The organism is Ureibacillus sp. FSL K6-0165, from assembly GCF_038004285.1.
Classification (GTDB): domain Bacteria; phylum Bacillota; class Bacilli; order Bacillales_A; family Planococcaceae; genus Ureibacillus; species Ureibacillus thermosphaericus.
Map to the genome: position 1 here is coordinate 1787011 of NZ_JBBOQS010000001.1, position 24022 is coordinate 1811032.

32 protein-coding genes are annotated in these 24022 nt (G+C 32.8%); 20 read left to right on the plus strand and 12 right to left on the minus strand.

Translation table 11 applies throughout. The features are described from left to right. Nucleotides 1-153: 153 nt before the first annotated feature. Both NST00_RS08915 and NST00_RS08920 read right to left on the minus strand, forming a co-directional pair. On the minus strand, nucleotides 154-678 hold the full coding sequence (locus NST00_RS08915; protein WP_016837221.1) for a hypothetical protein: 525 nt from the start codon (nucleotides 676-678) through the stop codon (nucleotides 154-156). 187 nt (nucleotides 679-865) lie between these two features. Next, complete coding sequence (locus NST00_RS08920; RefSeq protein ID WP_340709867.1) at nucleotides 866-1897, minus strand: hypothetical protein; 1032 nt, start codon at nucleotides 1895-1897, stop codon at nucleotides 866-868. Nucleotides 1898-2181: 284 nt separating this feature from the next. On the opposite strand from NST00_RS08920, the gene NST00_RS08925 reads away from it, so the two are divergent. Continuing rightward, complete coding sequence (locus tag NST00_RS08925; protein ID WP_016837224.1) at nucleotides 2182-2682, plus strand: hypothetical protein; 501 nt, start codon at nucleotides 2182-2184, stop codon at nucleotides 2680-2682. 38 nt (nucleotides 2683-2720) lie between these two features. Here NST00_RS08925 and NST00_RS08930 read toward each other — a convergent pair whose 3' ends face one another. Next, on the minus strand, nucleotides 2721-3179 hold the full coding sequence (locus NST00_RS08930; protein ID WP_016837225.1) for a DinB family protein: 459 nt from the start codon (nucleotides 3177-3179) through the stop codon (nucleotides 2721-2723). 169 nt (nucleotides 3180-3348) lie between these two features. Between NST00_RS08930 and NST00_RS08935 the strand changes: the two genes are divergently transcribed. Further along, nucleotides 3349-3834 carry a hypothetical protein gene (locus tag NST00_RS08935; protein ID WP_340709868.1) on the plus strand — a complete coding sequence of 162 codons (486 nt, stop codon included), beginning with the start codon at nucleotides 3349-3351 and terminating at the stop codon, nucleotides 3832-3834. Between the two features lie 35 nt (nucleotides 3835-3869). Here the strand turns inward: NST00_RS08935 and NST00_RS08940 are convergent, their stop codons facing one another. The 3 genes from NST00_RS08940 to NST00_RS08950 form a co-directional block, all read right to left on the minus strand. After that, the gene (locus tag NST00_RS08940) at nucleotides 3870-4616 is read right to left on the minus strand and encodes an amino acid ABC transporter ATP-binding protein (RefSeq protein ID WP_016837227.1); all 747 of its coding nucleotides are present in this window, start codon (nucleotides 4614-4616) and stop codon (nucleotides 3870-3872) included. An 11-nt stretch (nucleotides 4617-4627) separates the two neighbouring features. Continuing rightward, nucleotides 4628-5284, minus strand: coding sequence for an amino acid ABC transporter permease (locus NST00_RS08945; RefSeq protein ID WP_016837228.1), 657 nt, complete (start codon nucleotides 5282-5284; stop codon nucleotides 4628-4630). Between the two features lie 84 nt (nucleotides 5285-5368). After that, entirely contained in the window at nucleotides 5369-6169 is an 801-nt protein-coding gene (locus tag NST00_RS08950; RefSeq protein WP_016837229.1) for an amino acid ABC transporter substrate-binding protein, read from the minus strand. Between the two features lie 377 nt (nucleotides 6170-6546). On the opposite strand from NST00_RS08950, the gene NST00_RS08955 reads away from it, so the two are divergent. The 6 genes from NST00_RS08955 to NST00_RS08980 all read left to right on the plus strand — a co-directional run bounded on the left by NST00_RS08955 (nucleotide 6547) and on the right by NST00_RS08980 (nucleotide 10618). Then, the gene (locus NST00_RS08955; RefSeq protein WP_096551412.1) at nucleotides 6547-6987 is read left to right on the plus strand and encodes a GNAT family N-acetyltransferase; all 441 of its coding nucleotides are present in this window, start codon (nucleotides 6547-6549) and stop codon (nucleotides 6985-6987) included. Between the two features lie 137 nt (nucleotides 6988-7124). After that, entirely contained in the window at nucleotides 7125-7889 is a 765-nt protein-coding gene (locus NST00_RS08960) for a formate/nitrite transporter family protein (RefSeq protein WP_096551410.1), read from the plus strand. A gap of 144 nt (nucleotides 7890-8033) precedes the next feature. After that, nucleotides 8034-8279: a hypothetical protein gene (locus NST00_RS08965; RefSeq protein WP_339288307.1), complete on the plus strand. Its 246-nt coding sequence runs from the start codon at nucleotides 8034-8036 to the stop codon at nucleotides 8277-8279. 67 nt (nucleotides 8280-8346) lie between these two features. Then, a complete protein-coding gene (locus tag NST00_RS08970; RefSeq protein ID WP_016838469.1) occupies nucleotides 8347-9150 on the plus strand; it encodes an MBL fold metallo-hydrolase in 804 nt (267 codons plus the stop codon). A 614-nt stretch (nucleotides 9151-9764) separates the two neighbouring features. Beyond that, entirely contained in the window at nucleotides 9765-10265 is a 501-nt protein-coding gene (locus tag NST00_RS08975) for a CarD family transcriptional regulator (protein WP_016838466.1), read from the plus strand. A 146-nt stretch (nucleotides 10266-10411) separates the two neighbouring features. After that, complete coding sequence (locus NST00_RS08980) at nucleotides 10412-10618, plus strand: zinc ribbon domain-containing protein (RefSeq protein WP_016838465.1); 207 nt, start codon at nucleotides 10412-10414, stop codon at nucleotides 10616-10618. A 218-nt stretch (nucleotides 10619-10836) separates the two neighbouring features. Here the strand turns inward: NST00_RS08980 and NST00_RS08985 are convergent, their stop codons facing one another. Both NST00_RS08985 and NST00_RS08990 read right to left on the minus strand, forming a co-directional pair. Beyond that, the gene (locus NST00_RS08985; protein WP_311733643.1) at nucleotides 10837-11787 is read right to left on the minus strand and encodes a TRM11 family SAM-dependent methyltransferase; all 951 of its coding nucleotides are present in this window, start codon (nucleotides 11785-11787) and stop codon (nucleotides 10837-10839) included. Nucleotides 11788-11975: 188 nt separating this feature from the next. Further along, nucleotides 11976-12155 carry a small acid-soluble spore protein H gene (locus tag NST00_RS08990; RefSeq protein ID WP_016838461.1) on the minus strand — a complete coding sequence of 60 codons (180 nt, stop codon included), beginning with the start codon at nucleotides 12153-12155 and terminating at the stop codon, nucleotides 11976-11978. A gap of 136 nt (nucleotides 12156-12291) precedes the next feature. On the opposite strand from NST00_RS08990, the gene NST00_RS08995 reads away from it, so the two are divergent. Further along, nucleotides 12292-13020 carry a YqjF family protein gene (locus NST00_RS08995; RefSeq protein ID WP_340709869.1) on the plus strand — a complete coding sequence of 243 codons (729 nt, stop codon included), beginning with the start codon at nucleotides 12292-12294 and terminating at the stop codon, nucleotides 13018-13020. Between the two features lie 83 nt (nucleotides 13021-13103). Here NST00_RS08995 and NST00_RS09000 read toward each other — a convergent pair whose 3' ends face one another. Beyond that, nucleotides 13104-13223, minus strand: coding sequence for a YjcZ family sporulation protein (locus tag NST00_RS09000; protein ID WP_016838457.1), 120 nt, complete (start codon nucleotides 13221-13223; stop codon nucleotides 13104-13106). Between the two features lie 278 nt (nucleotides 13224-13501). On the opposite strand from NST00_RS09000, the gene NST00_RS09005 reads away from it, so the two are divergent. After that, complete coding sequence (locus NST00_RS09005; RefSeq protein ID WP_016838455.1) at nucleotides 13502-14266, plus strand: SDR family oxidoreductase; 765 nt, start codon at nucleotides 13502-13504, stop codon at nucleotides 14264-14266. 218 nt (nucleotides 14267-14484) lie between these two features. Further along, nucleotides 14485-15123 (plus strand): HAD-IIIA family hydrolase, encoded by a 639-nt coding sequence (locus NST00_RS09010; RefSeq protein ID WP_168412609.1) that lies wholly within the window; start codon nucleotides 14485-14487, stop codon nucleotides 15121-15123. 30 nt (nucleotides 15124-15153) lie between these two features. Here the strand turns inward: NST00_RS09010 and NST00_RS09015 are convergent, their stop codons facing one another. Further along, nucleotides 15154-15615, minus strand: a complete 462-nt coding sequence (locus NST00_RS09015; RefSeq protein WP_096551401.1) for a branched-chain amino acid aminotransferase — start codon at nucleotides 15613-15615, stop codon at nucleotides 15154-15156. 166 nt (nucleotides 15616-15781) lie between these two features. Between NST00_RS09015 and NST00_RS09020 the strand changes: the two genes are divergently transcribed. From NST00_RS09020 to NST00_RS09030, 3 genes are all read left to right on the plus strand, one after another. Continuing rightward, nucleotides 15782-16216, plus strand: coding sequence for a DMT family transporter (locus NST00_RS09020; protein WP_016838448.1), 435 nt, complete (start codon nucleotides 15782-15784; stop codon nucleotides 16214-16216). A 122-nt stretch (nucleotides 16217-16338) separates the two neighbouring features. After that, a complete protein-coding gene (locus NST00_RS09025) occupies nucleotides 16339-17337 on the plus strand; it encodes an NADPH:quinone oxidoreductase family protein (RefSeq protein ID WP_168412395.1) in 999 nt (332 codons plus the stop codon). A gap of 185 nt (nucleotides 17338-17522) precedes the next feature. Next, complete coding sequence (locus NST00_RS09030) at nucleotides 17523-17711, plus strand: hypothetical protein (RefSeq protein WP_016838445.1); 189 nt, start codon at nucleotides 17523-17525, stop codon at nucleotides 17709-17711. A gap of 153 nt (nucleotides 17712-17864) precedes the next feature. On the opposite strand, the gene NST00_RS09035 is transcribed toward NST00_RS09030, so the two are convergent. Beyond that, nucleotides 17865-17990, minus strand: coding sequence for a YjcZ family sporulation protein (locus NST00_RS09035; protein ID WP_016838444.1), 126 nt, complete (start codon nucleotides 17988-17990; stop codon nucleotides 17865-17867). Between the two features lie 506 nt (nucleotides 17991-18496). Here NST00_RS09035 and NST00_RS09040 point away from each other — a divergent pair. From NST00_RS09040 to NST00_RS09055, 4 genes are all read left to right on the plus strand, one after another. Then, complete coding sequence (locus NST00_RS09040) at nucleotides 18497-18988, plus strand: hypothetical protein (protein WP_016838442.1); 492 nt, start codon at nucleotides 18497-18499, stop codon at nucleotides 18986-18988. A gap of 228 nt (nucleotides 18989-19216) precedes the next feature. Next, the gene (locus NST00_RS09045) at nucleotides 19217-19633 is read left to right on the plus strand and encodes a universal stress protein (protein WP_016838441.1); all 417 of its coding nucleotides are present in this window, start codon (nucleotides 19217-19219) and stop codon (nucleotides 19631-19633) included. Between the two features lie 97 nt (nucleotides 19634-19730). Beyond that, nucleotides 19731-20183 (plus strand): MaoC/PaaZ C-terminal domain-containing protein, encoded by a 453-nt coding sequence (locus NST00_RS09050; RefSeq protein ID WP_016838440.1) that lies wholly within the window; start codon nucleotides 19731-19733, stop codon nucleotides 20181-20183. A gap of 137 nt (nucleotides 20184-20320) precedes the next feature. Beyond that, the gene (locus NST00_RS09055; protein WP_016838439.1) at nucleotides 20321-20713 is read left to right on the plus strand and encodes a DnaA N-terminal domain-containing protein; all 393 of its coding nucleotides are present in this window, start codon (nucleotides 20321-20323) and stop codon (nucleotides 20711-20713) included. 67 nt (nucleotides 20714-20780) lie between these two features. Here the strand turns inward: NST00_RS09055 and NST00_RS09060 are convergent, their stop codons facing one another. Then, nucleotides 20781-21302: a DUF3231 family protein gene (locus NST00_RS09060; protein WP_340709871.1), complete on the minus strand. Its 522-nt coding sequence runs from the start codon at nucleotides 21300-21302 to the stop codon at nucleotides 20781-20783. Between the two features lie 280 nt (nucleotides 21303-21582). Here NST00_RS09060 and NST00_RS09065 point away from each other — a divergent pair, with 280 nt between their 5' ends. After that, entirely contained in the window at nucleotides 21583-22575 is a 993-nt protein-coding gene (locus NST00_RS09065; RefSeq protein WP_016838437.1) for a tetratricopeptide repeat protein, read from the plus strand. A 108-nt stretch (nucleotides 22576-22683) separates the two neighbouring features. Continuing rightward, nucleotides 22684-23976, plus strand: a complete 1293-nt coding sequence (tig, locus tag NST00_RS09070) for a trigger factor (protein ID WP_340709872.1) — start codon at nucleotides 22684-22686, stop codon at nucleotides 23974-23976. Nucleotides 23977-24022: the final 46 nt, after the last annotated feature.

Sequence of the window (24022 nt, forward strand, 5' to 3'; positions counted from 1 at the left end):
TTACCTATTCATTACTAGTAATATAAACATATTTTCACAGGAAAAAAGGCAAGTAAAAAAGATATAATATTACTTGCCTTTTCCGATGATTGCTGAATAAAAAAGACATGGACAATTCGTCGCATGTCTTTTTTAGGGAGGTCATGATGTACATCAATGATTAAATGATGTATGAAAATACTTTGATTCCATTTGCTTTCTAACAATATAGATATGTTTTTCGTATCGACTCATCCAGTATTGGTAATAATTCACATTGCATCTTTTCATGAATTGTAAATATATCATTAAACTTTCATAAAGCGTATGAAAAAATTCTTTTTCGGGTAGTATTACCTGATGTGTAAGTTGATTTAATTTATCATTGATATGAAAAACGAATTGTCCATGTTCGTCTTTAGTAAAAACGTAAGTAATGGGTTTAGATAAGTCGGTGACTCTGGCGAAATCTTTAATTAAATAATTTTTCATCAGCAATAAATAAGTAACCCATGGTTCGATCGTTACAATCTGAAACTCAGTTAAAGAATTTTCATTGTAAATAATTTCAATTGAATATTGATTAAATGTATTAAAAATGTATTTTGAAATCATTTCTATGTTTATGTCATTATCTATTCGGACATATTGACTGTTGTTGGAATTGGGAATTAAAAGATGTGTAAAAATTTTCAGCATTGAACGACCTCCTAGGAGAACATTTCTAAATAAACAGCTTAAAATCTGTTCTGAAATTGTTTATATGATTTACTGCTATTTATTTAGAAATATTCAAATCAAAAAATTTCATCATGAAAATGAAATTACAAGCGATGAAATCATCATTAAATTAGATAACGACATGGCGAAGGAGTTTTATAAAATTTTATAAGAATAAAGTTAACTGTTCTTCCCCTTCGTTATTTTCCTCAATAGTATCTTCCATTTCTAATCGGATGTTTACATCTTCATTTGGAATAAAGATACAATCTTCAACACCGATTTTTTCCATAAGTATTAAATTTCCCTTTTCTGTTTGTTCTAGAAAATGTTGAAGAATGGATGGAAAAATTCTTGGTCTTTTATGGACTCCGGCAGATAAAGAGCCATCTTGACCAAAGTAATCAATTAAGATGTGACATATTTCTAATGTGCTAGAGAAGCCGTTGAATACAAGTTGAAGTGCAATCATTTCTTTTGTTGGGTTTGGTGGGAGATTTTGACGAACTTTTTCCACTATTGCTTCCAATCTTCTATGTTCCCGCTCTATTTGTTGAAGCATTCGATTTTTTTCTTCCAACAGAGCTTTCATTAATGATTCTTCTTGCTGTTTTCTTACATTCCTTTCAATTTCACGCAATTTTCGATATAAACGATTTATTTGTCGATCTAATAAGGGGACGTTCGCATTGATATGGGCCTGAATATCTTCTGGTATTTCCATTCCGTCTAAATCTTCCAATATTTCATAGCCGTATTGGTTTTCTTTGATTTTTATGAGCAATTCATCCAGTTCTAAATGAATAATGGAAGCATCTTTAACAATGTCTCTTAAAATATTTTCATCGATGCCGAGAAATTGCATAAGATGATCTTCACCATAATCAATTCTTCTTCCGGTCACTACATGTTTTACAGTAAATACTCGTCTTAATTTTCTGTTGCAGGCACATCGGCCGAGGTAGTTGCCTTTTCCATAATCAATATAATCTTCAAGAATCCAGCTACTAGCATCTTTTTCAATCTCTACTAACGTGACATCTTGAGAACGAACGAGTGTTACTTTTATATCGGCCATTATATTTAAAAATTTTGTTTTGAAGCCTTGTTTAACATGGTTTAAGAGAAAATCCAGTTGTTCTTTAGTTGCATAAGGGAAAAGGGATTCTCGTTCCTCTTTTGTTAATGGTGGTTTCATTTAACCTCTTCACCTTTCTTATACTTTAAGTTGATAATAAAGAGTACTATGAAAAGTGTCAAATGAAGGCATTTGATTTAGTTATGAATGAATTAAAAATTATGTACGGAAATTTTAAGATTATTGATATGGAGTAATTGAATGAGTAATAGAGATACTAATGATGAGAAAATAAATTATTCAAAAGAAATTTTATTTTAATAACAGGGAAACATGATTTCAAAAAGAAATATTTAAAATGGATACCTTCTGATAGAACAAATTCGAGAAAAAGAGGGGATATGATGAAAAGAAAAGTGATTGCATTAATTGTTACGATGTTTCTTTTTATCGTTCTTTTTATATCAGGTTATTTGTATTATTTAAATAATCCATATATGCAAATTCGTACTGAAATAACACCAATCGATGATGAAACTTATCAAACCCTTGGGACATTAGAATATGTCGAACACCCTGATCAGAAAAACTTCCGAAAAATGCTTTTTACGTTTAAATTTAAATATTCTAATCAAGTAGAAAACATTAATACGGAAATGTCTGAGTCAATTAGAAATTTATTATCATCAAATGTATACTGGACGGGAGAAGGTTTTGAATACGATAATATCGATAAAAAGGAGTATATTGTTCAAGAAGAAATCGTCCTTTATACGGGTGAAATAACTGAGGAAGAAATAAAAGAGCGTTTAAAAGAAGGTGTCTTTGTCGTAAAGTGGATAGAAGATGGAGAGGAGAAACAGAAAGAATATAATATCGGTGAAACAGTTATGTTCATACAATGATTAACAAACCGCCAGAAGATGGCGGTTTTCATCATTTTTTACTTTGTTTTCATAGTTTCAATCAATCGCTTCATTACTTGAATTTGTCCAACATGCATTGCTTCATGGAATGCTGCAAAAGCAGCCAATTCTCCTTTTGTTTCATTTCCAAATATACTTTTTGGCAGTTTTTCATTAAAGGTATTGGTATCGATTGATTGAATACGTTCCAGTTGTTCTTCAATTTGTTGCAGCAAAGTTTCAAGATATGGTACATCCATTGGCCAATCTGCTGGTTTGGTACCAGGACCAAATAATTTTTGATAACTTTTTGGTATCGTCACTTTACCGTTGAAGAGTAAAAAATCTGTAGTCATCAATACATGTCCTACTTGCCATAAAATATTGTTATTAAAACCTTTTGGAATTGTAGAATAGACCTCAGGTGTAATGTTTTCTAAAGTTTGCTTCAATACCATTCTTGTACGAGTAAATTGCATTTTAATATATTCTCCCATGAAAATTCCCCCTTAATTTATCTTTACTATAAAATTTTAATGATATGACTAAAAACATTGAAAAATTTTTCACATAGTTTTAAATTTTACATTCTACTCTCTGCATGAAAGTAGTATAAACTGAAAGAGGGATAATTGGTTTGGAAATTTACTTTAAAGGATGAGAACATTGAAAAAAATTTTACTTGTTGCGTTCATACTCGTTTTATTAATTGGTGGGTTTTTTATCTATATTAAAGTGACACCACCATTAGTAACAGGAACGATTTTTAAGGGTCAAGATCATCATAACGTTGTAATTGCAATAGGGAATAAAGGGATTGGAGATTTGGAAATCACTAGTGTAAAAGTCAATAATCATGCGGATCCGAATGAAATAAAAATCCAAGTTAGCAATGCTTTGGTAGGTTTTGCAGGAACAATTGATGAAAATTCAGTTGCAGCTAGTCACATTCAATATTTCAACATCGAAGATATTTCCATTCCAAAAGGAACGATTCCGGAAGAACTGTTAAAGAAATTTGATGAAGGTTCAGCGACAGAAAAGGATACAATTTATGGATTAACTGTAAATCATCATGAAGATATTCATAATGTACATATCAAATATCGATATCTAGGAATATTGTTTAACGAAACTGTAGTGTTAGATTAATATGACAAAAGGTCGTCTGAAAATAGACGACCTTTTCATTTCCAATTTTTATGTAAAAATGCTTTCGTACGTTCATGTTGAGGATGTTGGAAGAACTGTTCAGGTTCATTTGATTCGATAATTTCTCCGCCATCCATAAAGATCACACGATTTGCCACTTCTCTTGCAAAGCCCATTTCATGCGTTACGACAATCATCGTCATATGTTCTTCTGCTAAATCCTTCATGACTTTCAACACTTCTCCCGTTAATTCCGGGTCAAGGGCAGAAGTAGGTTCATCAAACAGCAAGATTTGTGGATTTAACATAAGGGCTCGTGCAATAGCAACACGCTGTTTTTGACCGCCTGACAGATTGCTAGGATAAGCATTCGCTTTATCGGACAATCCCACTTTTCGCAATAAATCCATACAGCGTTTTTCTATTTCTTCCATCGATTCGGATTTTCTAAGTTTCGGGGCTAAAATCAGATTTTCTTTAACAGTTAAGTGAGGGAATAAGTTAAAGTGTTGAAACACCATTCCCATTTTTCCTGTAATTTTTCGTATATCTGCTTGGTTAGCATATTGCCCATCTTTTACTAAAAAATCGCCGTCGATACAAATACTACCGTTATCAATTTCTTCTAAATGAATTAAACTGCGTAACAATGTACTCTTTCCTGAACCTGAAGGGCCGATCATTGCAATAACTTCTTTTTTATCTACCGAAAATGAAATGGATTTTAATACTTCCTGGTTCCCAAATGATTTCTTCAAATTTGTAACTTCTATTAGCGCCAATTTTTTCACCTCTATTCGTATTTATATCGACGCTCTAACCATTTAAAGAATACCGTCAATATGAGTGTCATCGCTAAGTAAATTACTCCCGCAATAAAGTAAGGGACAATTGTAAACTCTCTGTTTACAGCTGTTTGTGCAAAGTGTAATAATTCTGGCACTGCAACTGCATAAAGTAGCGCGGTATCTTTGATGAGCGTAATGGATTCGTTGGCAACAGCAGGCAAGGCTACTCGAAACATTTGGGGTAATATGATGCGTGTTGTCGTTTGCCATTTTGTTAAGCCAAGTACTTTTGCTGCTTCATATTGACCTTTGTCGATGGAAATGAGCCCGCCTCTAAAGATTTCAGCAAAATAGGCTGCATAGTTTAATACGAATCCAATACAAGCCGCAACGAAACGATCAAATACTAAATATTCTCCTACCACAGGCAGCATCGGCAATCCGAAGCAGATTAATAAGAGCTGCAATAATAGGGGAGTGCCTCGCATGACGGTAATATATATTTGTGAAAGCCATGCAAGGGGCTTAAAACGGCTTTGTACCGCAAGTGTTAGAATAAATCCTAATGGAATTGATACAAGAATGGCAATGAAAAAGAGCAAAATGGTCATTTGAGCTCCTTCAAGCATCGGCCAAACAATCCGATTCCAGTAATCAACCATGATGTTTCCTCCCAAAAAATAAGAGTTCCATTGTCACATGGAAACTCTTATCGAAAATAATGACATTCTATTTTAGCATATATATTATTTTAATACTCGATCTTCACCGAACCATTTCTCAGATATTTCAGCTGCAGTACCGTCTTCATTCATTTCATCTAATGCTGCCTGCAGTTTTTCAAGTAATTCTTCATTTCCTTTTTTCACACCAACTCCATATTGTTCTGGAGCAAGTTCTTCTTCAAGAATTGTAAATGTATCTGGTTCTTGTGTCATGTAATATTCAACGACAACTTTGTCGATTACAACTGCATCAAGGCGACCATTTTTTAAGTCTGTTAATGCAAGTACATTATCTTTGTATTCATTTAAATTTACTTCATTGCTAATAGGATGTTCATTTAACGCATCCAATGCAGAAGACAATGCTTGAACTCCCACTTGTTTTCCAGCAAGTTCATTGATTTTTGTAATAGGAGAATCTACTAATGTTACAACAACTTGTGCGTTTTCTAAGTAAGGTTTTGTAAATAATACTTTCTGTTTACGTTCATCTGTTATAGTGTAACCGTTCCAAATTAAATCGATACGGCCACTGGATAATTCAGATTCTTTTGTAGTCCAATCGATTGGTTGGAACTCCACTTCAACACCCATTTTTTCTGCAGCAGCACGAGCCATGTCGATATCAAAACCAACGATTTCGTTTTGATCGTCACGGAATCCCATTGGTGCAAACTTATCATCAATACCAATTATTAAAGTTTCTTTATCTTTTGCTTCATCTTTTGTACCATTTGATTCTTCTTTAGATGATGAACCACACGCAGCTAATACTAAAGTGATCATCGTCATGAAGAAAAATAAAGCTATTTTACGTTTCATGTAGTATACGCTCCTTATATTAGTAATCTAATTATTTAGTTGTTTAGTAAACTAAAGTGTATTAGCAAAAAATGTAACACGAAATAAATGCTTCGTGTTTTTAAAAACAAAATCTAATACATTTAGATTTACAGAATACCTTCGTATACTATAGTAACCGCCATTGAGGGTGATGTCTAGTTAAAAATTTAACAATCTTATAACATATTAATGTTTATTTTGATGAACTCTAATAAATATCACTCCATCTGTTTATTACCAAGTACTAATTATTTAGTATATTAGATTTTTTTTATATCAATTGAAAATACATGTATTTTTATATTAATAATGGTAAATTAATATACAGATTTTATTGAAAATGGGAAGGGGATAACATGAAGATTGAAGTAATTCGTGTGTCGACAGAGGAGCAATTAGAAAAAGCTTTTTCAATTCGAAAAGAAGTATTTGTTGAGGAACAGGGTGTTCCAATGGAAAGCGAAATAGATGAGTATGATAACCTTCTTTCTCCTTGCGAACATCTATTGATTGTTGTCGATGACAAGTCTGTTGGGGCTGGAAGAATACGCTTCGTAGATGGTTTTGGTAAATTAGAAAGAATTTGTGTATTACAACCATATCGTAAATTTGGCATTGGAAAATTAATCGTGCAAGAATTAGAGAAGATGGCAAAAGAAAAAGACTGCCAAAAAGTAAAGTTACATGCACAATCTCATGCGAAAGTTTTTTACGAAAAGCTAGGTTATATCATTAATTCGGATGAATTTTTGGAGGAAGGTATCCCTCATTATTTAATGGTAAAATATTTTGAATAACATATTGTCTCCTAATAATAATTAAATCTATAAAAAGAATTAAAAATATTCTGAACAACTAATTTCCTAAATTTATAAAAATTAACGCGGGCTATCTAGCTCTTATTCTATAAAATAAAGGACTTGGGAGGTCTAACATGGATTACAGTCCTAAGGAAATAGCCCAAATCACCGTTCAAAAAGGGGAAGAAAAGGCGAATATGTCCCTTTTTCAAATGCTGATTTTAGGATTTTTAGGAGGGGCATTTATCTCAATGGGGTATCTGGCATTTATTCGGATAACGGGAACAATGCCTGATGAATGGGGGAGTTTTGTAACCTTCATGGGAGCAACTGTGTTCCCAATTGGATTAATATTAATTTTGTTAGCTGGTGGCGAATTAGTTACTGGAAATATGATGGCAGTTGCAATGTCCTATTTTGCCAAAAGGATTACTTTTACAAAGCTTTTAAGAAATTGGTTTTGGATTACCGTTTTTAATTTGATTGGTGCATTATTTGTAGCTTATTTTTTTGGACATGTCGTTGGACTAACGGAAGGAGATTTTTTAAACAAAACGGTAAGTACAGCATTGGCGAAAGTAAATGCAAGTTTTATTGAAGCTTTCGTTTCTGCAATCGGTTGTAATTGGCTTGTAGCGCTAGCTGTATGGTTGTGTTACGGAACGACATCATTTTCTGGGAAAATTTTATCCATTTGGTTTCCTATCATGATCTTCGTATTAATCGGTTTTCAACATGTTGTAGCAAATATGTTTATTATTCCTGCAGCTATTTTTGCAGGTGAAATGACTTGGGGTCAGTATATAACAAATTTTGTTCCTGTCTTTTTGGGAAATTCAGTTGGAGGAGCTATTTTTGTAAGTTTGTTTTACTATTTGGCTTATTTAAAAAATGTATGAGAATGCTGTTTGTTTTAATAGATTTTAATTTGCTTACATTGTGTACATCTAATGTAGCTTATGGATAAGATATTAAGCATTCTTTCCCTTGAAGGAATGCTTTTTTCTTTACATGTGAATAATGATGATTGAGGTGAATGAAGGATGGCACAATGTCCACTTTGCAATTCTTTGCAGGAATTAGAAGTATTTTGTCCAAATTGCAAGAATAAGTTGGAGGATTCAGGGAAGGTTTCCGATTATTTCGATCCTTATGGACATTATAATGACGAAGAGACGGTGAAAATGGGAGACGGCTATCCGAATACGGCACGGGGCCAAGTTTGTCCACATTTAATGGTATGTCAAGAGTGTGGTTATGACGAAGTGCAATTCATTCAAGAAATCTGATGTTTACATAATACGCTACTGAAGTAATATACAACGTTCGATAAATGAGCAAATTGGGGTGGTTTAGTTGCTGCTAAAACAAAGTTTTTTCGAAAGCATACAAGGGGATGTTAAACTTTTTGAAGGGAAGAATGCATTTTCACAAGTCAAGTTAAACGTTTATTCATTTTACCAAGATGGTGTAGTCATTGACTGCGGAGCACATGTCATGAGAAAACAGTTTATGGGATTTTATGAACCGCTCTCCATTGACCGCGTTGTGATTACCCATGCCCATGAAGATCATGAAGGTTGTGCGAAATATTTGAGTGATAAAGGTATACCAATATATTTGCATCCTATGTCAATTGAAAAAAGTAAGAAAAAAGCAAATTATATGTTATATCGAAAGTTTTTTTGGGGGATTCGGCCTCCATATCGTGCAAATCCCCATGAGGAAAGTTTCGAATCACGAAAATATAGATGGCGTGTCATTGAAACACCAGGTCATGCAGCAGATCATGTGTCATTTTTAAACGAATCAACTGGCCAACTATTTGCTGGTGATTTATTTGTCACTCCACGTACAAAGCTTATATTACGTGAAGAAAGTATACCGCAAATCATTCGATCAATCGAAAAAGTATTACAACTTGATTTCGGAGAAATGTTTTGTTGTCATGCAGGGTATATAAAAGATGGTAAAAAAGCATTTCGGCAAAAGCTCGATTATTTATATATGTTAACGGATCAGGTGAAAAGTTTATCAAAGAAAGGGTATTCTGTTGATGAAATTCATCAACAATTGTTCCCTCGAAAATATCAACTTTCTACAATCTCTAGAGGCGAGTGGGATTCAAAACATATGATTACTTCGATTTTATCGGAGTAGAATCGTAAATTGGTAATTTAATAGGAAAGAGCAAGAACCCAAGAAATGCGGTGATTTCAACATTTCTTGGGTTAATTTCATGATGGTATCATTTTTTTATTTCATGCATATAATATATGGTGTGCTGTTTCCGTAATAATCTTTTCATTAAAGCTGTTCGATTCCATATTCCTCACTAATACCCTCTTAACTTTATTTCAGCAATTCTTTTAGCAATGGAAAATTTCCTGAATATAAAAACTCCGCGTTCTTTAAATGAATAATATCTAAATGGAAACTTTTCCCATATTTTGTATAAAACTCATAGGATTTTTATGTAGAAGTTTCTATTTAATTATTGATGTGCTGATTATTTGTTAATCACACTGTATAGATAGACGTATTAATGTTATAAAATATGCCAATTTGAAATCATATCGGTACATTGCTTTCCTCGTTAATTGTATTGCTTCTTCTTATAAGCAGTTATATTAAACTCCTTTTTTACTTTTACTCGCCATTCAATCAATATCTTTCATGTAGAGATAGAGTGTAATAGGTTTAAATAGTCGGCTGAATGATGATTACAAACCTTAACGAAGTTGATAGGTATACATTTGCAGGGAGGATTTTTCATGTACCAAGTAGGTGAATATTTATTATATGGCGGTCACGGTGTTTGTGTAATTGATGATGTTGCAGAGAAACTTTTTTCTGGTAAAGAAAAATTATATTATGTCTTGCATCCTATTAGTTATCCAGATTTAAAATTATATTATCCTGTAGATGGTGACCAATCGAAATTAAAAAAAATGTTGTCAGCAGAAGAAGCAAAAAATTTAATGAATATTTTTAAACAACCTGCAAAAGAATGGATTGAAAAAAATACAGATCTCAATCAGTTTTTCAATTCCGTCATTAGCAGTGAAAATCGTAAAGAGCTAGCAGAATTATTGAATACGTTGTTAAGAAGAAAATTACAATTCGAAAATGAAGGAAAAAAGTTACCAATACAAGAAACAAAATTATTGGAAGAGGCAAGCAATCTTTTGTATAACGAACTAGCTATTACACTTTCAACGACAAAGGATGCCATATCAAAACAAATTAATGAAATGGTAGCTGCAAGTCAATAAATGAGGAAATAGATAAAACATCACCTTTTCCACTTAAGACAAAGGTGATGTTTTCCTTTTTCTATTAAGCTTTCAAATTGTTGAAACTATAGGGACATTGAAATCGTATAGAATAGAAAAGAATGGAAAGGAAAGTAGGGATAATTTTGCAAAAAAATGGGTGTATTAAATGTGGAAGTCGCAATGCAGCAACAAAGGAAGTAGCCATGTCGGGTACTGGTTTATCAAAAATGTTTGATATTCAACATAATCATTTCATTGTTGTTTACTGTAAAAGCTGTGGATATTCAGAATTTTATAATAAACAATCATCAACGGCATCGAACATACTTGATCTATTCTTTGGAGGATGATTTTAAAAGGAGAATAGTTTCAAAAAAATTAGTTGATATAAATTTAAAATAAAAAATCATCCGACAATCAAGAGCGGATGATTTTTCATTTACATTAATGAGCAAGTCAATTAATAAATCTTAAATCTAGTAAATACTTAATCATATTTTGCCAATATAAGAAAGATAATCATCATAAAAAACATTCTCATTAAGGATGTATTCCAAATGTAAAGAATTTATTCACACAATAAAATAAATCGAACAAAAGTTGATTTTTTTGCAACTGAGCGATCTGTTATAGTAAATCCAGCTTTTTGCACTAAATCATCAATCGGTTTGATGGAGACAAATAAAACCCGGTTAGCAATGCGCCGTGCGTGTTGAATGATATCGTATTCTTGTTCTGGTGAAAGATGAGAATAAATATTATATGGTAAATCCACAATTGCTACATCGTAATAATCTGTTACATCTGCAATGGAGCCTTTTGTCACAGTCGTTTCGTATCCAAAATAGGCGATATTTTCTCTTGCTCCAACACAAACGAGCGGACTAATATCTCTTCCGACAATATCAATATTCATAGATAACGCTTCGATTAATACTGTTCCAATACCGCAACAAGGGTCAATAGCTCGAATGCCTTCTGGTTCGGGAATTGCGATGTTAACAATCGCTCGAGCCACTCTCGTGCTAAGAGCCGTTGAATAACTGTTCGGCTTATGTAAATGTTTACGCCAAATTGATTCAGCTTTTGTCGCTTTTCCAAAATACCAACATTCATTTATGTAAAGCAAACCAAAAATAACATCAGGTTGGTTTAAATCTGGTTCTCCATCAATAGCCTGTCCAATTTGCCTTTCAATTTTTCGTCTTTCAGGATGATGGATTTTCTTTGTATTTCCGATATCCATTTTGTTAAGACATACGACTTTGTAAGAAGAATCCGTAAATTTTATACCATTAATGATCTGTTTTAGTTCCTCAAAACTATGTGCCTCAACATACACTTCTAAGAAATCTTCTATAAAAGGACTACGGCTAGGATTGATTTTACGATCGGTGATAATAAAATTTTGTTCAGTATCAATTCCAAATAAAGAGCGCCTTTCCATTCGACAAAGCTCAAATTCGTCAGGATGGTAAACAAAAGTATAAATATATTTCGGTTGCTTAATCAATTTCATCTTCCTTTTGAAAATATGTTAATAAAAAGAGACAGTCCATTTCGACCGTCTTGTTTGACATTCATTAAATATATCATATTTTTTTTAAAAACGTAAAAGTAAGTTGTTATATCTCGTTCTTTGCATTTGCGCCAATCATAAAAGTGCGCAACTATTTTGCGCACATTTACAATAATGAAAGAGGGATATCAATTTTCTAATAATTGTTCAACGGGTACTTCTTTTTCATTTTCTGGGTCATCTAAAGGATAAATACGGGCTGTTCCTTTCGTTTCATCAACATGCTGAATGTAGATGCGCTGTCCGTTATATAAAACATTTGCGATTGCACCTGATTCGGCGATTTCTTTTGCGCGTTGTAAATTCATGAAATAGCCTCCCGATTTCTCTATTCTAATATCATTATTGACAAGTTGAAAAATTTCATACTTTTCGCTTACTAGTCATAATTTCAATAAAAATTGTAAATATTATAGAAAAATCTATCGATGATTGAGGATGGATATGGGAGAAATTTATAATGCGAATAAAGATGTATTATCAAAAAAAATCCCTTGGTTGATGAAACAAACTTGGACTGATATTTTATTTCTTCACTACCCAGTAAAAAAAGATGTATTAGAAGCACACCTTCCTCCAAATCTTATGCTTGATACATTTGAAGGACAAGGTTGGGTTACGATTGTATCATACTTGACGAAGGCGATTGGCATTCGTGGCATACCATCTGTTCCGATGGGTAGAGGAATTCCAGGGTTGAATGTGCGAACGTATGTAAAAGCTGGAAATAAACCAGGTATCTATTTTTTTCAGTTGGCGATTCGTCATAGGGTAACTGCCAAATTGGCAAAGGTGTTGTTTCATTTACCGTATATATACTTGGATATGTCGCTATTAAAATCAGAAAAGCAATTCCATTCTGAAAGCAGTAGAATCTATTCTTTACCATTCAAATGTCAATATAATGTTCATTCTCAAGCATCCCGTATGAAGCAAGGAACGTTAGGCGAATGGTTATTGGAAAGATATTGCTTTTATACAACAAATCCACAAGGAAAATTACTTCGTTGTGATATTTATCATGAACCGTGGATTGTTCATGATGTAGAGTTAATGGAAGTAGAACATAATATTTTATCAACAGCATTGAATATTAGTTCTAAAGCTATTAATCCAATTCCTCATTATTCAAAACAATTGAGTGTTCATATATGGCCTCTTATTTCAATTTAAAAGTCCCAACAAAAATTTCGTTGGGACTTATTAACTTTCATCGTAGTGTCGATTTGGGACAGGTGGTGGTATAATCGGAAGAATTAATAGAATCCTTTGAATCCTGCTCCAACGATAATTAGTAAAACAAATAACACTACGAGTAAAGCGAAGCCATTGCAATATCCACCGCCATAGCCGTAGTTATCGTATTTGTAACCCATTCAACTCACCCCCTTCTGAATCTAATGTATGAATTGCTTTGAAAGAGGGTAAGTACATTTGTGTAGATAAAGAGAGATTTTTATCTTATTATTTTTAATCATTTTCTAGTGCTCAATGAATAAGTAAACAAGTATCAAAAGGAGAATTAATGGAAAATGTAAATAGTTTCATAAAATTTACAAAATTATCAATCGGTGGAACTTGAATAACTTTTTTTGTAAAAATAAAATGAAAATTAAGATGGGTGTTCAAAAAATGCAAAATCGGAGGGATGAAATTGAAATTACAAGATAAAGTAGCCATTGTGACAGGTGCAGCTTCAGGAATGGGAAAAGCGATTGCAGAGTTATATGCAAAAGAAGGAGCGAAAGTCATCTTAGCGGATTACAATTTAGAAGGAGCAAAGGCGGTTGAGGAAAGTATTGCAGAAAATGGTGGCACTTGTATCGCTGTAAAAGCAGATGTATCTCAATTAGAAGATGTTGAAAACATGGTCCAAACGGCAATTGATGAATATGGCACTTTAGATATTTTAGTTAATAATGCAGGGATAATGGATGGATTTGAACCTGTAGGAGAAATTACAGATGAAAAATGGGATCGCATTTTTGATATTAATTTAAAAGGTGTAATGCGTGCTATGCGTAAAGCTGTTAATTATTGGTTGGAACAAAACAAAGAAGGTGTGATTATCAATACGATTTCAACTGGGGGGTTAAATGGTGCTCATGCCGGTGCTGCCTATGTAGCATCAAAACATGCAGTTGTTGGATTAACGAAAAATGCTGGTTTTATGTATGCACATAAAGGAATACGTGTAAACGGAATAGCACCGGGAGCTGTTGAAACAAATATCGGTGCAAGCATTACGAACGTTAGTCAATTGGGGATGGAACGATCAGGATTAACTCATAAACTATCCCCACGTTCAGGAAAACCAGAAGAAATTGCTCAAGTTGCCCTTTTCTTAGCATCTAAAGATTCAAGTTTCATGAATGGAACAGTAGTAGTTGTGGATGGCGGTTGGACTTCCGCATTCTAAAGAAGGTTGAATCATTTTCCTATTCCACACTAGTCGTAAAAAATTTTTTCAGCTCTAATAAGCGAGTTTCTCCACATTTTTAGCCCACACCATTAATTGAAAATGGTGTGTTTTTTTGTTTCTTCATTTTGAATTTGGTATTGTTGTCCATATAAGAATGAATTGACTATCGGCAAAATTTAAATAAAAAGAAGCATATTAGAAAAGGGGATAGAAATGTGAGATACATTATTTTCGATTTTGATGGGACTCTTGCCAACTCTGCGGAAGTGTATGTGGATGCTTGGAATGCTTATGCAGAGAAATACAACTATTTGCCGTTAAAATTGGAGGATTTACAACAAATTCGACATCTTGACCATGCCAATAAAGCAAAAAAATATCAATTTCCAATGCATAAACTAACATTCATCTTACCAAAAATTTATCAATATTTTCATGAGCATATTCATGAAGTGAAGTTGTTTGATGGGGTAAAAGAAATGCTTGAGTCCATATCTTCTATGGGATATACAATTGCTATTTTATCTTCAAATAAAAAGGAAAATATTGAAGCTATTTTAAAACGAGAACAAATTTCAACCGTTTCTGAAGTGATTTCTGTAAAAAAGCTGTTTGGTAAAGATCGAGCGATGAAAAAGTTTATGAAGCATCATCAAATTACACCTCAAAGTATACTTTATGTTGGAGATGAATTGCGAGATATTGAAGCGTGCAACAAAGTGGGAGTGCCTTTTATGTGGGTTAGTTGGGGATTGGATAGTTTTGAGCTTATCATGAAGGAGAATCCAACTTATGTAGTCCATACGCCTAAAGAAATTGTGGAGGAATTAAGTAAGTTAACAATTACTACATAAATAGAAAAACCTCCCTCAAAATAGGGAGGTTTATTCGCTTATTTCAATTTGCTGCACTAAATTTTGAATAAAGTCGCATGTCAAGAATAGGGCTTGTTCAATGGTCATATCTTCTTGAAACCCTTCAATAAAATTCAGCGGTAAGTTGATTTCCCATAATCCTTCATCACCAGCAAAAAGAGCGCTATAGTTTTTTATCGAATTGGTATGTAAGTGTTGTTCTAAAAAATTTTTTATTGTTTTCGTATGTTTCTTTTGAACTTTTAATCCAAATAAGGCCATATAAGTGCCAAATACATCATCCACTTCCATGGAAATAGCATCTACTTTTATTTCATCAAATACAGGGGACTGAATATAAAGAAATTCATTTAAATGATTTTTGAAATAAGAAATCGATGTATTTAAAAAAGATGCCGATTCTTTTTCAAGGATTTCTTCCGTTTCTTTATTACAACGTTCAATATATACTCGGCTTAAATCAATAGTCATTTTCTGTTACCTCCTTTATTCTTTTTCTAGTATAACCTACTTATAGGTGAAAATTCTTCTAAAGTATTATCGAGAAAGATTTATGAAGAACATATAACGTTACTTATAAATTTATATTTTTTTCATAAATATAATTTAGTAGGGTTATAGTAAAGGGGAATTCAATATGATTAAATTGGTTGTTGCATTGCTTGCAACTATAGGTGGAGCGGCAGTTGCAGTGCAAAGTAAAGTTAATGGAGGGTTAGGTAAGCAAGTAGGATTAATTGAAGGTTCTTTTATTTCTTTTTTGATTGGTACGCTTGTTTTATTTTTCTTTACTATCTTTTTCGGAAAAGGAAATATATTTGCTATTACAGAAGTACCGAAATGGCAATTAATCGGCGGAATTTTAGGCGCAATTTACGTATCGATTCTTATTTTTTCAGTCAATAAAATTGGTGTTACCTCCACATTAATGGCTGTTGTGTTAGGACAAATTATTATTGGTGCCATGATCGATCATTTTGGATTTTTTGGAGGAGAGAATTATCCAATCACTGGTAAAAAAATTATAGCAATTTTGTTATTAATTTTTTCGCTTTATTTATTTAATAAATAAATCATAAAAAAATTTTAGTCATCTTTCTAATATAAAGGAATCGGACATATCCTTATAAAATCTAACATATTATGAAAATTGTTAATAAATATAAAATAGAATTGAAGAAAGGAGAAATAGAAATGTCGCAATTTAAAGCATTAGTTGTTGATAAGCAAGGAGAAGACGTAACTTTAAATATTCAACAATTGTCCGTCGATGATTTGCCAAAAGGAGAAGTATTAATTCGAGTTCATTATTCAGGTGTAAATTATAAAGATAGCCTTGCGAGCATCCCGAATGGAAATATAGTGAAAAATTATCCTTTCGTACCTGGAATCGATTTATCAGGAGTTGTTGTCGCTTCAGAGGATTCTCGTTTTAAAGAAGGGGATGAAGTAATCGCAACAAGTTATGAAATTGGCGTTTCCCATTATGGAGGATATAGTGAGTATGCCCGTATTCCTGCTGATTGGGTTGTACCGCTTCCGAAAGGTCTTTCTTTAAAAGAAGCGATGATTATTGGAACTGCAGGTTTTACTGCTGCCTTGTCCATTTATCGACTTGAGAAAAACGGATTAACCCCTAATCAAGGAAAGGTGCTTGTGACTGGTGCGACAGGTGGCGTTGGTAGTTTTGCTGTAGCGATTTTATCAAAACTAGGATATGAAGTCGAAGCAAGTACTGGTAAGGAAACAGAACATGAATTTTTAAAAAGCCTAGGAGCCGCATCTGTACTCTCAAGAGAAGAAGTAGTAAGCAACGGAAGACCAAAATCTTTAGCTAAACAAAGATGGATTGCAGCAATAGATCCAGTTGGCGGGGAGTCACTTGCATCAATTTTGAGCCAAATTAAACTTGGGGGTCAAGTGGCAGTGAGTGGTTTAACAGGTGGTGCAAGCCTACCAACGACGGTTTATCCATTTATTTTAAGAGGTGTTGATCTACTTGGCATAGATTCTGCCTATTGCGACTATAGTACGAGAAAAGAAGTTTGGAATCGTTTAGCGACAGATTATAAACCAAATAATTTACAAGATTTCCTATATAAAGAAGTGACGCTGGAAGAGTTACCTGATGCTTTCCCAATTCTACTAAAAGGACAAGCAAAAGGAAGAATTTTAGTAAATATAAATTCATAAACACTAAAATATAGACTGCCTTAAATTTGGAATTACAAGGCAGTCTATATTTGTTGAAATTTGCCTAAACTTGTGGTCATATTTTATTAGAAATGTCTTTTTTTTAATAAATTGGTTTCATCATTAACAAGCTTATAAATTATTACAGTATAATAGCTACGTAGAGAGAAAGAGAGGTGGCGTAGTTGAATCGAATTCAAATTGTAAAACAGAAGATTCAATATTTGGATGAGGCAGAAGCAAAAAGTATTTTATTATTGATTTATGCAAAATTAGATAGTGCTATTCATTATGGAGATGAAGAACTGATAAAAGAAACGGCAACTGAGATCTTTGATATGTATGAAAATCTGCCTCATAAAATGTTAAATTAATGAAATTCCATTTTGAACCACTCGTTGTTCAAAATGGTTTTTTTCTATACAAAAAAACGACCTAAAGATATGGCTTTAGGTCGTAAAAAAGAAAGATGTTAGTAAGGGGAATTTATGGCGGACAGTGAAAGTAAAGAGGATTTACTGACCTTATTAATATTGATATCCATGATTATAGCAAGATCCTACAATGATAAGAAGGATGAATAATACTACAAGTAAAACGAAATCACACTTGTTTCCGAAGAATCCTCCTACTGAGCCGTAGTTTGAAGACATATATTTTCACCCCCTTTATTCGTACTTAATGTATGGCAAAATTTCATTGCCGTGTGGTACAAATGCGGAATTATTGTAAGTGATAAAAATTTGAACGGCTTATCTAATTGCCATCATCAGTGACACATTTTTTTATTTCAATTGTATATTGCTTGAAGAATGAAGGGTTGATTGTTCGAAAAAACTATATACAAATGTGGCTTTGTAACGGAAGGAAGATGATGATGAATCGACGGGCGAAAGATGATAAAAAAAGATTAATTGAGTTTGAAAGAAATAATGAAAATAGTGACTTTTTTCATTATTCAATTATCCTCATTGGAATTTTTATTGTTATTAGCATGATTAAATTGATTATTTTTCAATAACAGTTCAATTGTGAGCATGATTATCATAAAATAAAATTAAAAAAATGTTCATTTATTTCTATACTTGTGTAAACGCTTACTTTTCAGTGTGTTGAAAAGGATTATAGGCAGGTGAACTCATTGCAAGAGGGTAAGGTTGTGAATTTTTTACAATATAAATACAATAAATTAATTGGCGAACTACGTGAATATCCAGATTGCTTTGAATACATCATCATCAAAAATTATGAAAATGCATTCAATTTTCAGCGTACTGAGTGCATACAAATGGATCGATGTTTTGTCCAAGTTATAAAATCTGGACCATCTTATGAAATGATTTCGTTTATTTTTTTTAAAGATGATTGGACAGTGTCTGAAATTCTACATTTTCTTTCTGAACATCGCATCGAAATGTTTCGCCCGATAACGGAACCTTTTGACATACAACATGTAAGTGAAATACTTGACGCAAAATTGTTTAATCAGCATCCTCTCGTTTTATATAAAAAGGGGAAAAGAAGAATTTGGTTGGATCCCAATATGTTAGACGAAGTGACAGAATTATATGAACAATACAATAAAATCAATTATACTGGACTAGCAACAGAAATCGACAAAGACAAATTTCATATAGACTACTTTGAATAATTTTTATAACGCGAAAGGAAAAAATGATTATACTTAAGCACGGTGCACCTAAGCCTATATATTAGGGAGATGGTGTATTTTTAATAGTTACATAAGATTTCATTAGTTATTTTTCTACTTTTTATTATAGTATTTTTTGATTATCCAACTACTTTAGGAAATAGTACATGAAATATTCATATAGTTTTTTACAACTATTTGCTATATTTACATAAAGGAGTGAAAAGGATGGCAATTTATCAAAAAATAGCTGTTGCAGTAGATTTTTCAGAAGGATCAAAAAGAGCGTTAAAACAAGCAATTGAAATGGCAAAAAATTTTCAATCTACTTTGCTAATTATAAATGTAGTAGATACAAAATCCTTTGGCTCTGTTGCAGCCTATGATTTAAAATACGCCGAAGAATTGAAAGAAAAGGCTAGGGAAGAATTAAACAAAATGAAAATGAATGCTGAACAAGATGGTGTAGCCAACGTGGAAATATTGGTAGAAGAAGGGGCTGCAAAAACGATTTTAACTAATGTTGAAGTCGATTTAATGGTTTGCGGTGCTACAGGATTAAATAAGATTGAAAAATGGTTGCTTGGTTCTGTGGCAGAACGCATTGTTCGTTATTCAAAATGTGATGTATTAATAGTCCGTTAATTCATGTTAAAACGATTTGTTGAATGTTCATGTTTTAAATTGTTCATGCATAAATTTTAATATTATACGATTATCTTCTTCATAAAGGAGAGAAATAATGTTAAACAAGCCATTCGAACAGTTTGAAATAGGCGAAACATGGACATCCCACGGGCGGACCATTACGGAAAGCGACCTTGTCAATTTTGCAGGAGTAAGCGGAGATTTTTTTCCGCTGCATATGGATTCGGAATATGCAAAGAATACGAGATTCAAACAACGGATTGCTCATGGTATGCTTGTATTATCCATAGGGACAGGCTTATTAGATATGAGTCCTAAGACAGTAGTTGCTTTCTACGGAATTGAAAAACTGAGATTTTTACAACCGACATTCATTGGGGATACAATCCATTTAGAATTAAGGGTAACCGATTTAGCTGATAAAGGTAATGGTACTGGCGTGGTCACGTTTCAACAAAAAATAAAAAAACAGACAGGTGCAACGGTGATTGCTGCTGAATACAAATTTCTTATCAATACTGAAGGGGCGTCTGAAAAGTCGTTTTAGACGTCCCTGTTTTATTTTCTGCAAACTTTATGTCATGTAAAAATATTTCTATAAATTATAGGTGTCCTGATTAATTTTTGCGAAAAATTGTAACAATGTGGATATACGTAATTTATTCGCAGAAAGGGATGGACTCGATGGAATTTTGGTCGGAAGTGTTGGAACGTATTCGTTGGAAAATTCCTAAAGCAAGCTATGATATGTGGTTTGCAAGAACGGAAGCAGAATGGAATGGGGACGTGTTATACATCCTAACAGAAAACCAAGTTTGTAAAGATTGGTTAAACAATCGCTATAAAAAATTTATAGCGCTTACAGTGGAAGAAATGACAGGGGAGAAAGTTCAAATACAAATTGTGAACAAAGATGCTAATGATCGAAAAATGAATTACAATCCCAAGGCTCCTTATGAAGAAATTAAAAACTTTATACTCCAACAAAATATCATGATTAATAGATTACAAAAAAGGGTAAGAGAGTTGGAAAAGAAGGTTGTCTATTTAGAAGCGGGAGATCGTATTGTGCGATAATTTCCTTTGAAAGTCGTATTGGTGAAGGGATGAAACGTGAACATTTCATCCCTTCATTATTATATCATTATTCGCGTGGACTAAAATGTAGGGGAGGGTATACAAGCCAACCTTTTTCTTTATTTAAACGAAGTAGTTTAGCTCCCAATTGAGCTTTCGCAGCATGGAATTGTCCGTACATAATGGCGATGTCTTCTCTAATACTTACCCCAATTGCTTGGCTGCAAGCGACTAACCCAGCTGCTAAATCAGCAGAAATTTTTGCTGCAATTTCCGGATCATTAAATTTGGCTCCAACAGGGATATCTTCAATGTTTGCGTTTGCTCGTTCCGGTGGTGCTGGTGGAAGACTGACACCGTTTACTTTCAGTAGATTTGTTAACTGCCTATTTTCTTCCTGCATTCCTTGAATTGCTTCTTCAATTATTTTTGCTAAATCTTCATCTCCAGTATGATTGTACAATGTTTGATAGTATGCAATCATACCATTATTTCCTAAAACATTTGTCCAAATAGCAAATATTTCGCCATAGTGTAATGGTTCATCTTTTGGATTTTTCCCTAAAATTCCACTATAATGCAACTTCAATTGATTTTCCGTATTTAGTATGAATAAATGGGAAAAATCTATACAAAGCAGATTGTGCATTAGATTCTAAAAATACTGCTACAATAATCACAATTGAGTTGGAAATGAATAATATTTATAGGGAATTTCCAAAAAAAACGTATTTATAGTGATGGCCGTTATATTTTTTTCTATAATAAGATTGAATTGTTATAACTTACAATAAAGGGAATGATATTAGTAAAAAGCAAGTAAGTAGTAAGATACGGATTATTTTGTATTGCATCATGGAGTGAAAAAAGTGAAAAATAAAAAATCTTCATATACGGCTTATGAAAATGTTGTCGTATTTCCAGGAACAGTAGAACGTCTCATTTCCGAAGCACAAAAATATATTAAAAAAAATCAATTTGAAACTGCGAATCAATATTTTGAAGAAGCTTTGAAATATACTGATGGCGATGAGTATGTATTGAGTCTATATGCTTATTCATTATATGAAGCAAAATCTTATCTAAAAGCTAAAGAAGTATGTGAAAAGTTACTTAATATCGGACCAACGATGTATTTTGAAGTAATGGAATTATATTTAACCGTTTGTATGCAATTAAAAGAATATAAAAAAGTAGAAAAAATTATTACTTCACTATTGGAAGAAGAAGCGATTCCACCTGATAAAATCGACCAATTTAATAGGTTGAAAGAATTAAATGCGAATATTATTGAAAAAATGGATAAGCAAGATGATTTTACGATGATTGTCAAACAGCTAGAACCTGAACTCTATGAATTAGATTCTTTTTTATCTTTAGCTCATGCTGAGCAAGTGAATAAGTTGCATGAGTTATCTCTTGCTAATATTAGGCCGATCATCGCTCACTTAAAAAATATTGTTGAAAGTCATCGTACTCATCCTTTTGTTAAAAGTCTTATTCTTATATTAATGAATGAGCAAAATATTGATATTGAATTAAAGATACGTAAATTTGACCGGATGATTGTGGTAAACCCATCAAAAATTGGGTTGCCAACAGAGTTATCACAATATAAAATGATTTCAAATATAGTTAGTGAAAAACTGCAACAAGAACCATCCGTTTTAGAAATGGTTGAATATTTAATTGCAAAACATGCAATTGTAACGTATCCTTTTGAGTGGTTGGATTTTCAATCAAATGAAGTAGCAGAATGTTATATCGATTTTGTATATCAGATGTTTGGACAAGATAGTGAATTGAATCAAGAAATCTATCAGTTCATTCAAGAATTGGAAAAGCTATCAGAACTACAATAAGCATGAAAAATGTTGAAACTAGAGCTACTTATGATATACTAAAATGGTTGTCAAAATCGTATAAACAAATGCTTAAAATTTGTAATTTATTTTTGGAGGTATTTATATATGTCAGCAAAATGGGAAAAAAAAGATGGGAATACTGGAGTATTAACAATTGAAGTTCCTGCTGAGGAAGTAAATAAAGCATTGGATCAAGCGTTCAAAAAAGTTGTAAACCAAATTACAGTGCCAGGGTTCCGTAAAGGAAAAGTACCACGTCAAATTTTTGAAAAACGTTTTGGTGTAGAAGCATTATATCAAGATGCTTTAGAAATAATTGTACCAGAAGCATATTCAAAAGCTGTTGATGAAACAGGTATCTTCCCAGTAGATTATCCTGAAATTGGCGATCTTGATAGTTTTGAAAAAGATAAAGATTTTACATTTACTGCAAAAGTTACTGTGAAGCCTGAACCAAAGCTTGGCGAATATAAAGGATTAGAAGTGAAAAAACTTAGCACAGAAGTAACAGATGAAGAAGTAGAAGAGCAAATTCAAAATTTATTAAATAGAAAAGCTGAGTACGAAATTCAAGAAGATAAAGCAATCGTTGAAGGTGACATTGCTGTTATCGATTTTGAAGGGTTCATTGGCGATGAAGCATTCGAAGGTGGTAAAGGAGAAGACTATCCATTAGAAATCGGTTCTGGCCAATTTATCCCAGGATTTGAAGAACAATTAGTTGGTTTAAAAGCTGGTGAATCTAAAGATGTTCAAGTGACATTCCCAGAAGAATATCACGCTGAAGAACTTGCTGGAAAAGATGCTACTTTCAAAGTGACTGTAAAAGAAGTAAAAACAAAAGTGCTTCCAGAATTAAACGATGAATTTGTTAAAGAAGTTGATCCGGAAGTTGAATCAGTTGAACAATTACGTAACAAACTAAAAGAACAATTAGCTGAGCAAAAGAAAAATGAATCTGAAAGCACACTCCGTGACGAATTGGTAGAAAAGGCAGCAGAAAATGCTGAAATCGATATTCCAGAAGCAATGATCCACAACGAGATTCACCGTATGATTGATGAATTTGCTCAACGCCTACAAATGCAAGGAATATCTTTAGACCTTTATTATCAATTCTCTGGTCAAACAGAGGAAGACTTGCATGAACAATTCAGAGAAGATGCTGAAACTCGCGTGCGCATTTCATTAACACTAGAAGCAATCGCTAAAGCAGAAAACATCGAAGTGACACAAGAAGATATCGACAAAGAGCTTGAAAAAATGGCTGACCAATTCAAAATGGATAAAGAAAAAATTATTACTGCTTTAGGCGGAACTACTGAAATGTTAGAAAATGATATTCGCAATCAAAAAACTGTAGAATTCTTAGTTGAGAATGCGAAAATTACTGAATAATTTATTCTTTCCTCATAGAAGGATTGTAATTAATTGAATAGTTCCA

Excerpts from the sequence above, each read along its gene's own strand:
- NST00_RS08915 (WP_016837221.1), bottom strand. The coding sequence starts at position 678 with ATGCTGAAAATTTTTACACATCTTTTAATTCCCAATTCCAACAACAGT.
- NST00_RS08920 (WP_340709867.1), bottom strand. The coding sequence starts at position 1,897 with ATGAAACCACCATTAACAAAAGAGGAACGAGAATCCCTTTTCCCTTAT.
- NST00_RS08925 (WP_016837224.1), top strand. The coding sequence starts at position 2,182 with ATGAAAAGAAAAGTGATTGCATTAATTGTTACGATGTTTCTTTTTATC.
- NST00_RS08930 (WP_016837225.1), bottom strand. The coding sequence starts at position 3,179 with ATGGGAGAATATATTAAAATGCAATTTACTCGTACAAGAATGGTATTG.
- NST00_RS08945 (WP_016837228.1), bottom strand. The coding sequence starts at position 5,284 with ATGGTTGATTACTGGAATCGGATTGTTTGGCCGATGCTTGAAGGAGCT.
- NST00_RS08950 (WP_016837229.1), bottom strand. The coding sequence starts at position 6,169 with ATGAAACGTAAAATAGCTTTATTTTTCTTCATGACGATGATCACTTTA.
- NST00_RS08955 (WP_096551412.1), top strand. The coding sequence starts at position 6,547 with ATGAAGATTGAAGTAATTCGTGTGTCGACAGAGGAGCAATTAGAAAAA.
- NST00_RS08960 (WP_096551410.1), top strand. The coding sequence starts at position 7,125 with ATGGATTACAGTCCTAAGGAAATAGCCCAAATCACCGTTCAAAAAGGG.
- NST00_RS08965 (WP_339288307.1), top strand. The coding sequence starts at position 8,034 with ATGGCACAATGTCCACTTTGCAATTCTTTGCAGGAATTAGAAGTATTT.
- NST00_RS08975 (WP_016838466.1), top strand. The coding sequence starts at position 9,765 with ATGTACCAAGTAGGTGAATATTTATTATATGGCGGTCACGGTGTTTGT.
- NST00_RS08985 (WP_311733643.1), bottom strand. The coding sequence starts at position 11,787 with ATGAAATTGATTAAGCAACCGAAATATATTTATACTTTTGTTTACCAT.
- NST00_RS08990 (WP_016838461.1), bottom strand. The coding sequence starts at position 12,155 with ATGAATTTACAACGCGCAAAAGAAATCGCCGAATCAGGTGCAATCGCA.
- NST00_RS08995 (WP_340709869.1), top strand. The coding sequence starts at position 12,292 with ATGGGAGAAATTTATAATGCGAATAAAGATGTATTATCAAAAAAAATC.
- NST00_RS09000 (WP_016838457.1), bottom strand. The coding sequence starts at position 13,223 with ATGGGTTACAAATACGATAACTACGGCTATGGCGGTGGATATTGCAAT.
- NST00_RS09015 (WP_096551401.1), bottom strand. The coding sequence starts at position 15,615 with ATGACTATTGATTTAAGCCGAGTATATATTGAACGTTGTAATAAAGAA.
- NST00_RS09020 (WP_016838448.1), top strand. The coding sequence starts at position 15,782 with ATGATTAAATTGGTTGTTGCATTGCTTGCAACTATAGGTGGAGCGGCA.
- NST00_RS09025 (WP_168412395.1), top strand. The coding sequence starts at position 16,339 with ATGTCGCAATTTAAAGCATTAGTTGTTGATAAGCAAGGAGAAGACGTA.
- NST00_RS09035 (WP_016838444.1), bottom strand. The coding sequence starts at position 17,990 with ATGTCTTCAAACTACGGCTCAGTAGGAGGATTCTTCGGAAACAAGTGT.
- NST00_RS09045 (WP_016838441.1), top strand. The coding sequence starts at position 19,217 with ATGGCAATTTATCAAAAAATAGCTGTTGCAGTAGATTTTTCAGAAGGA.
- NST00_RS09050 (WP_016838440.1), top strand. The coding sequence starts at position 19,731 with ATGTTAAACAAGCCATTCGAACAGTTTGAAATAGGCGAAACATGGACA.
- NST00_RS09055 (WP_016838439.1), top strand. The coding sequence starts at position 20,321 with ATGGAATTTTGGTCGGAAGTGTTGGAACGTATTCGTTGGAAAATTCCT.
- tig (WP_340709872.1), top strand. The coding sequence starts at position 22,684 with ATGTCAGCAAAATGGGAAAAAAAAGATGGGAATACTGGAGTATTAACA.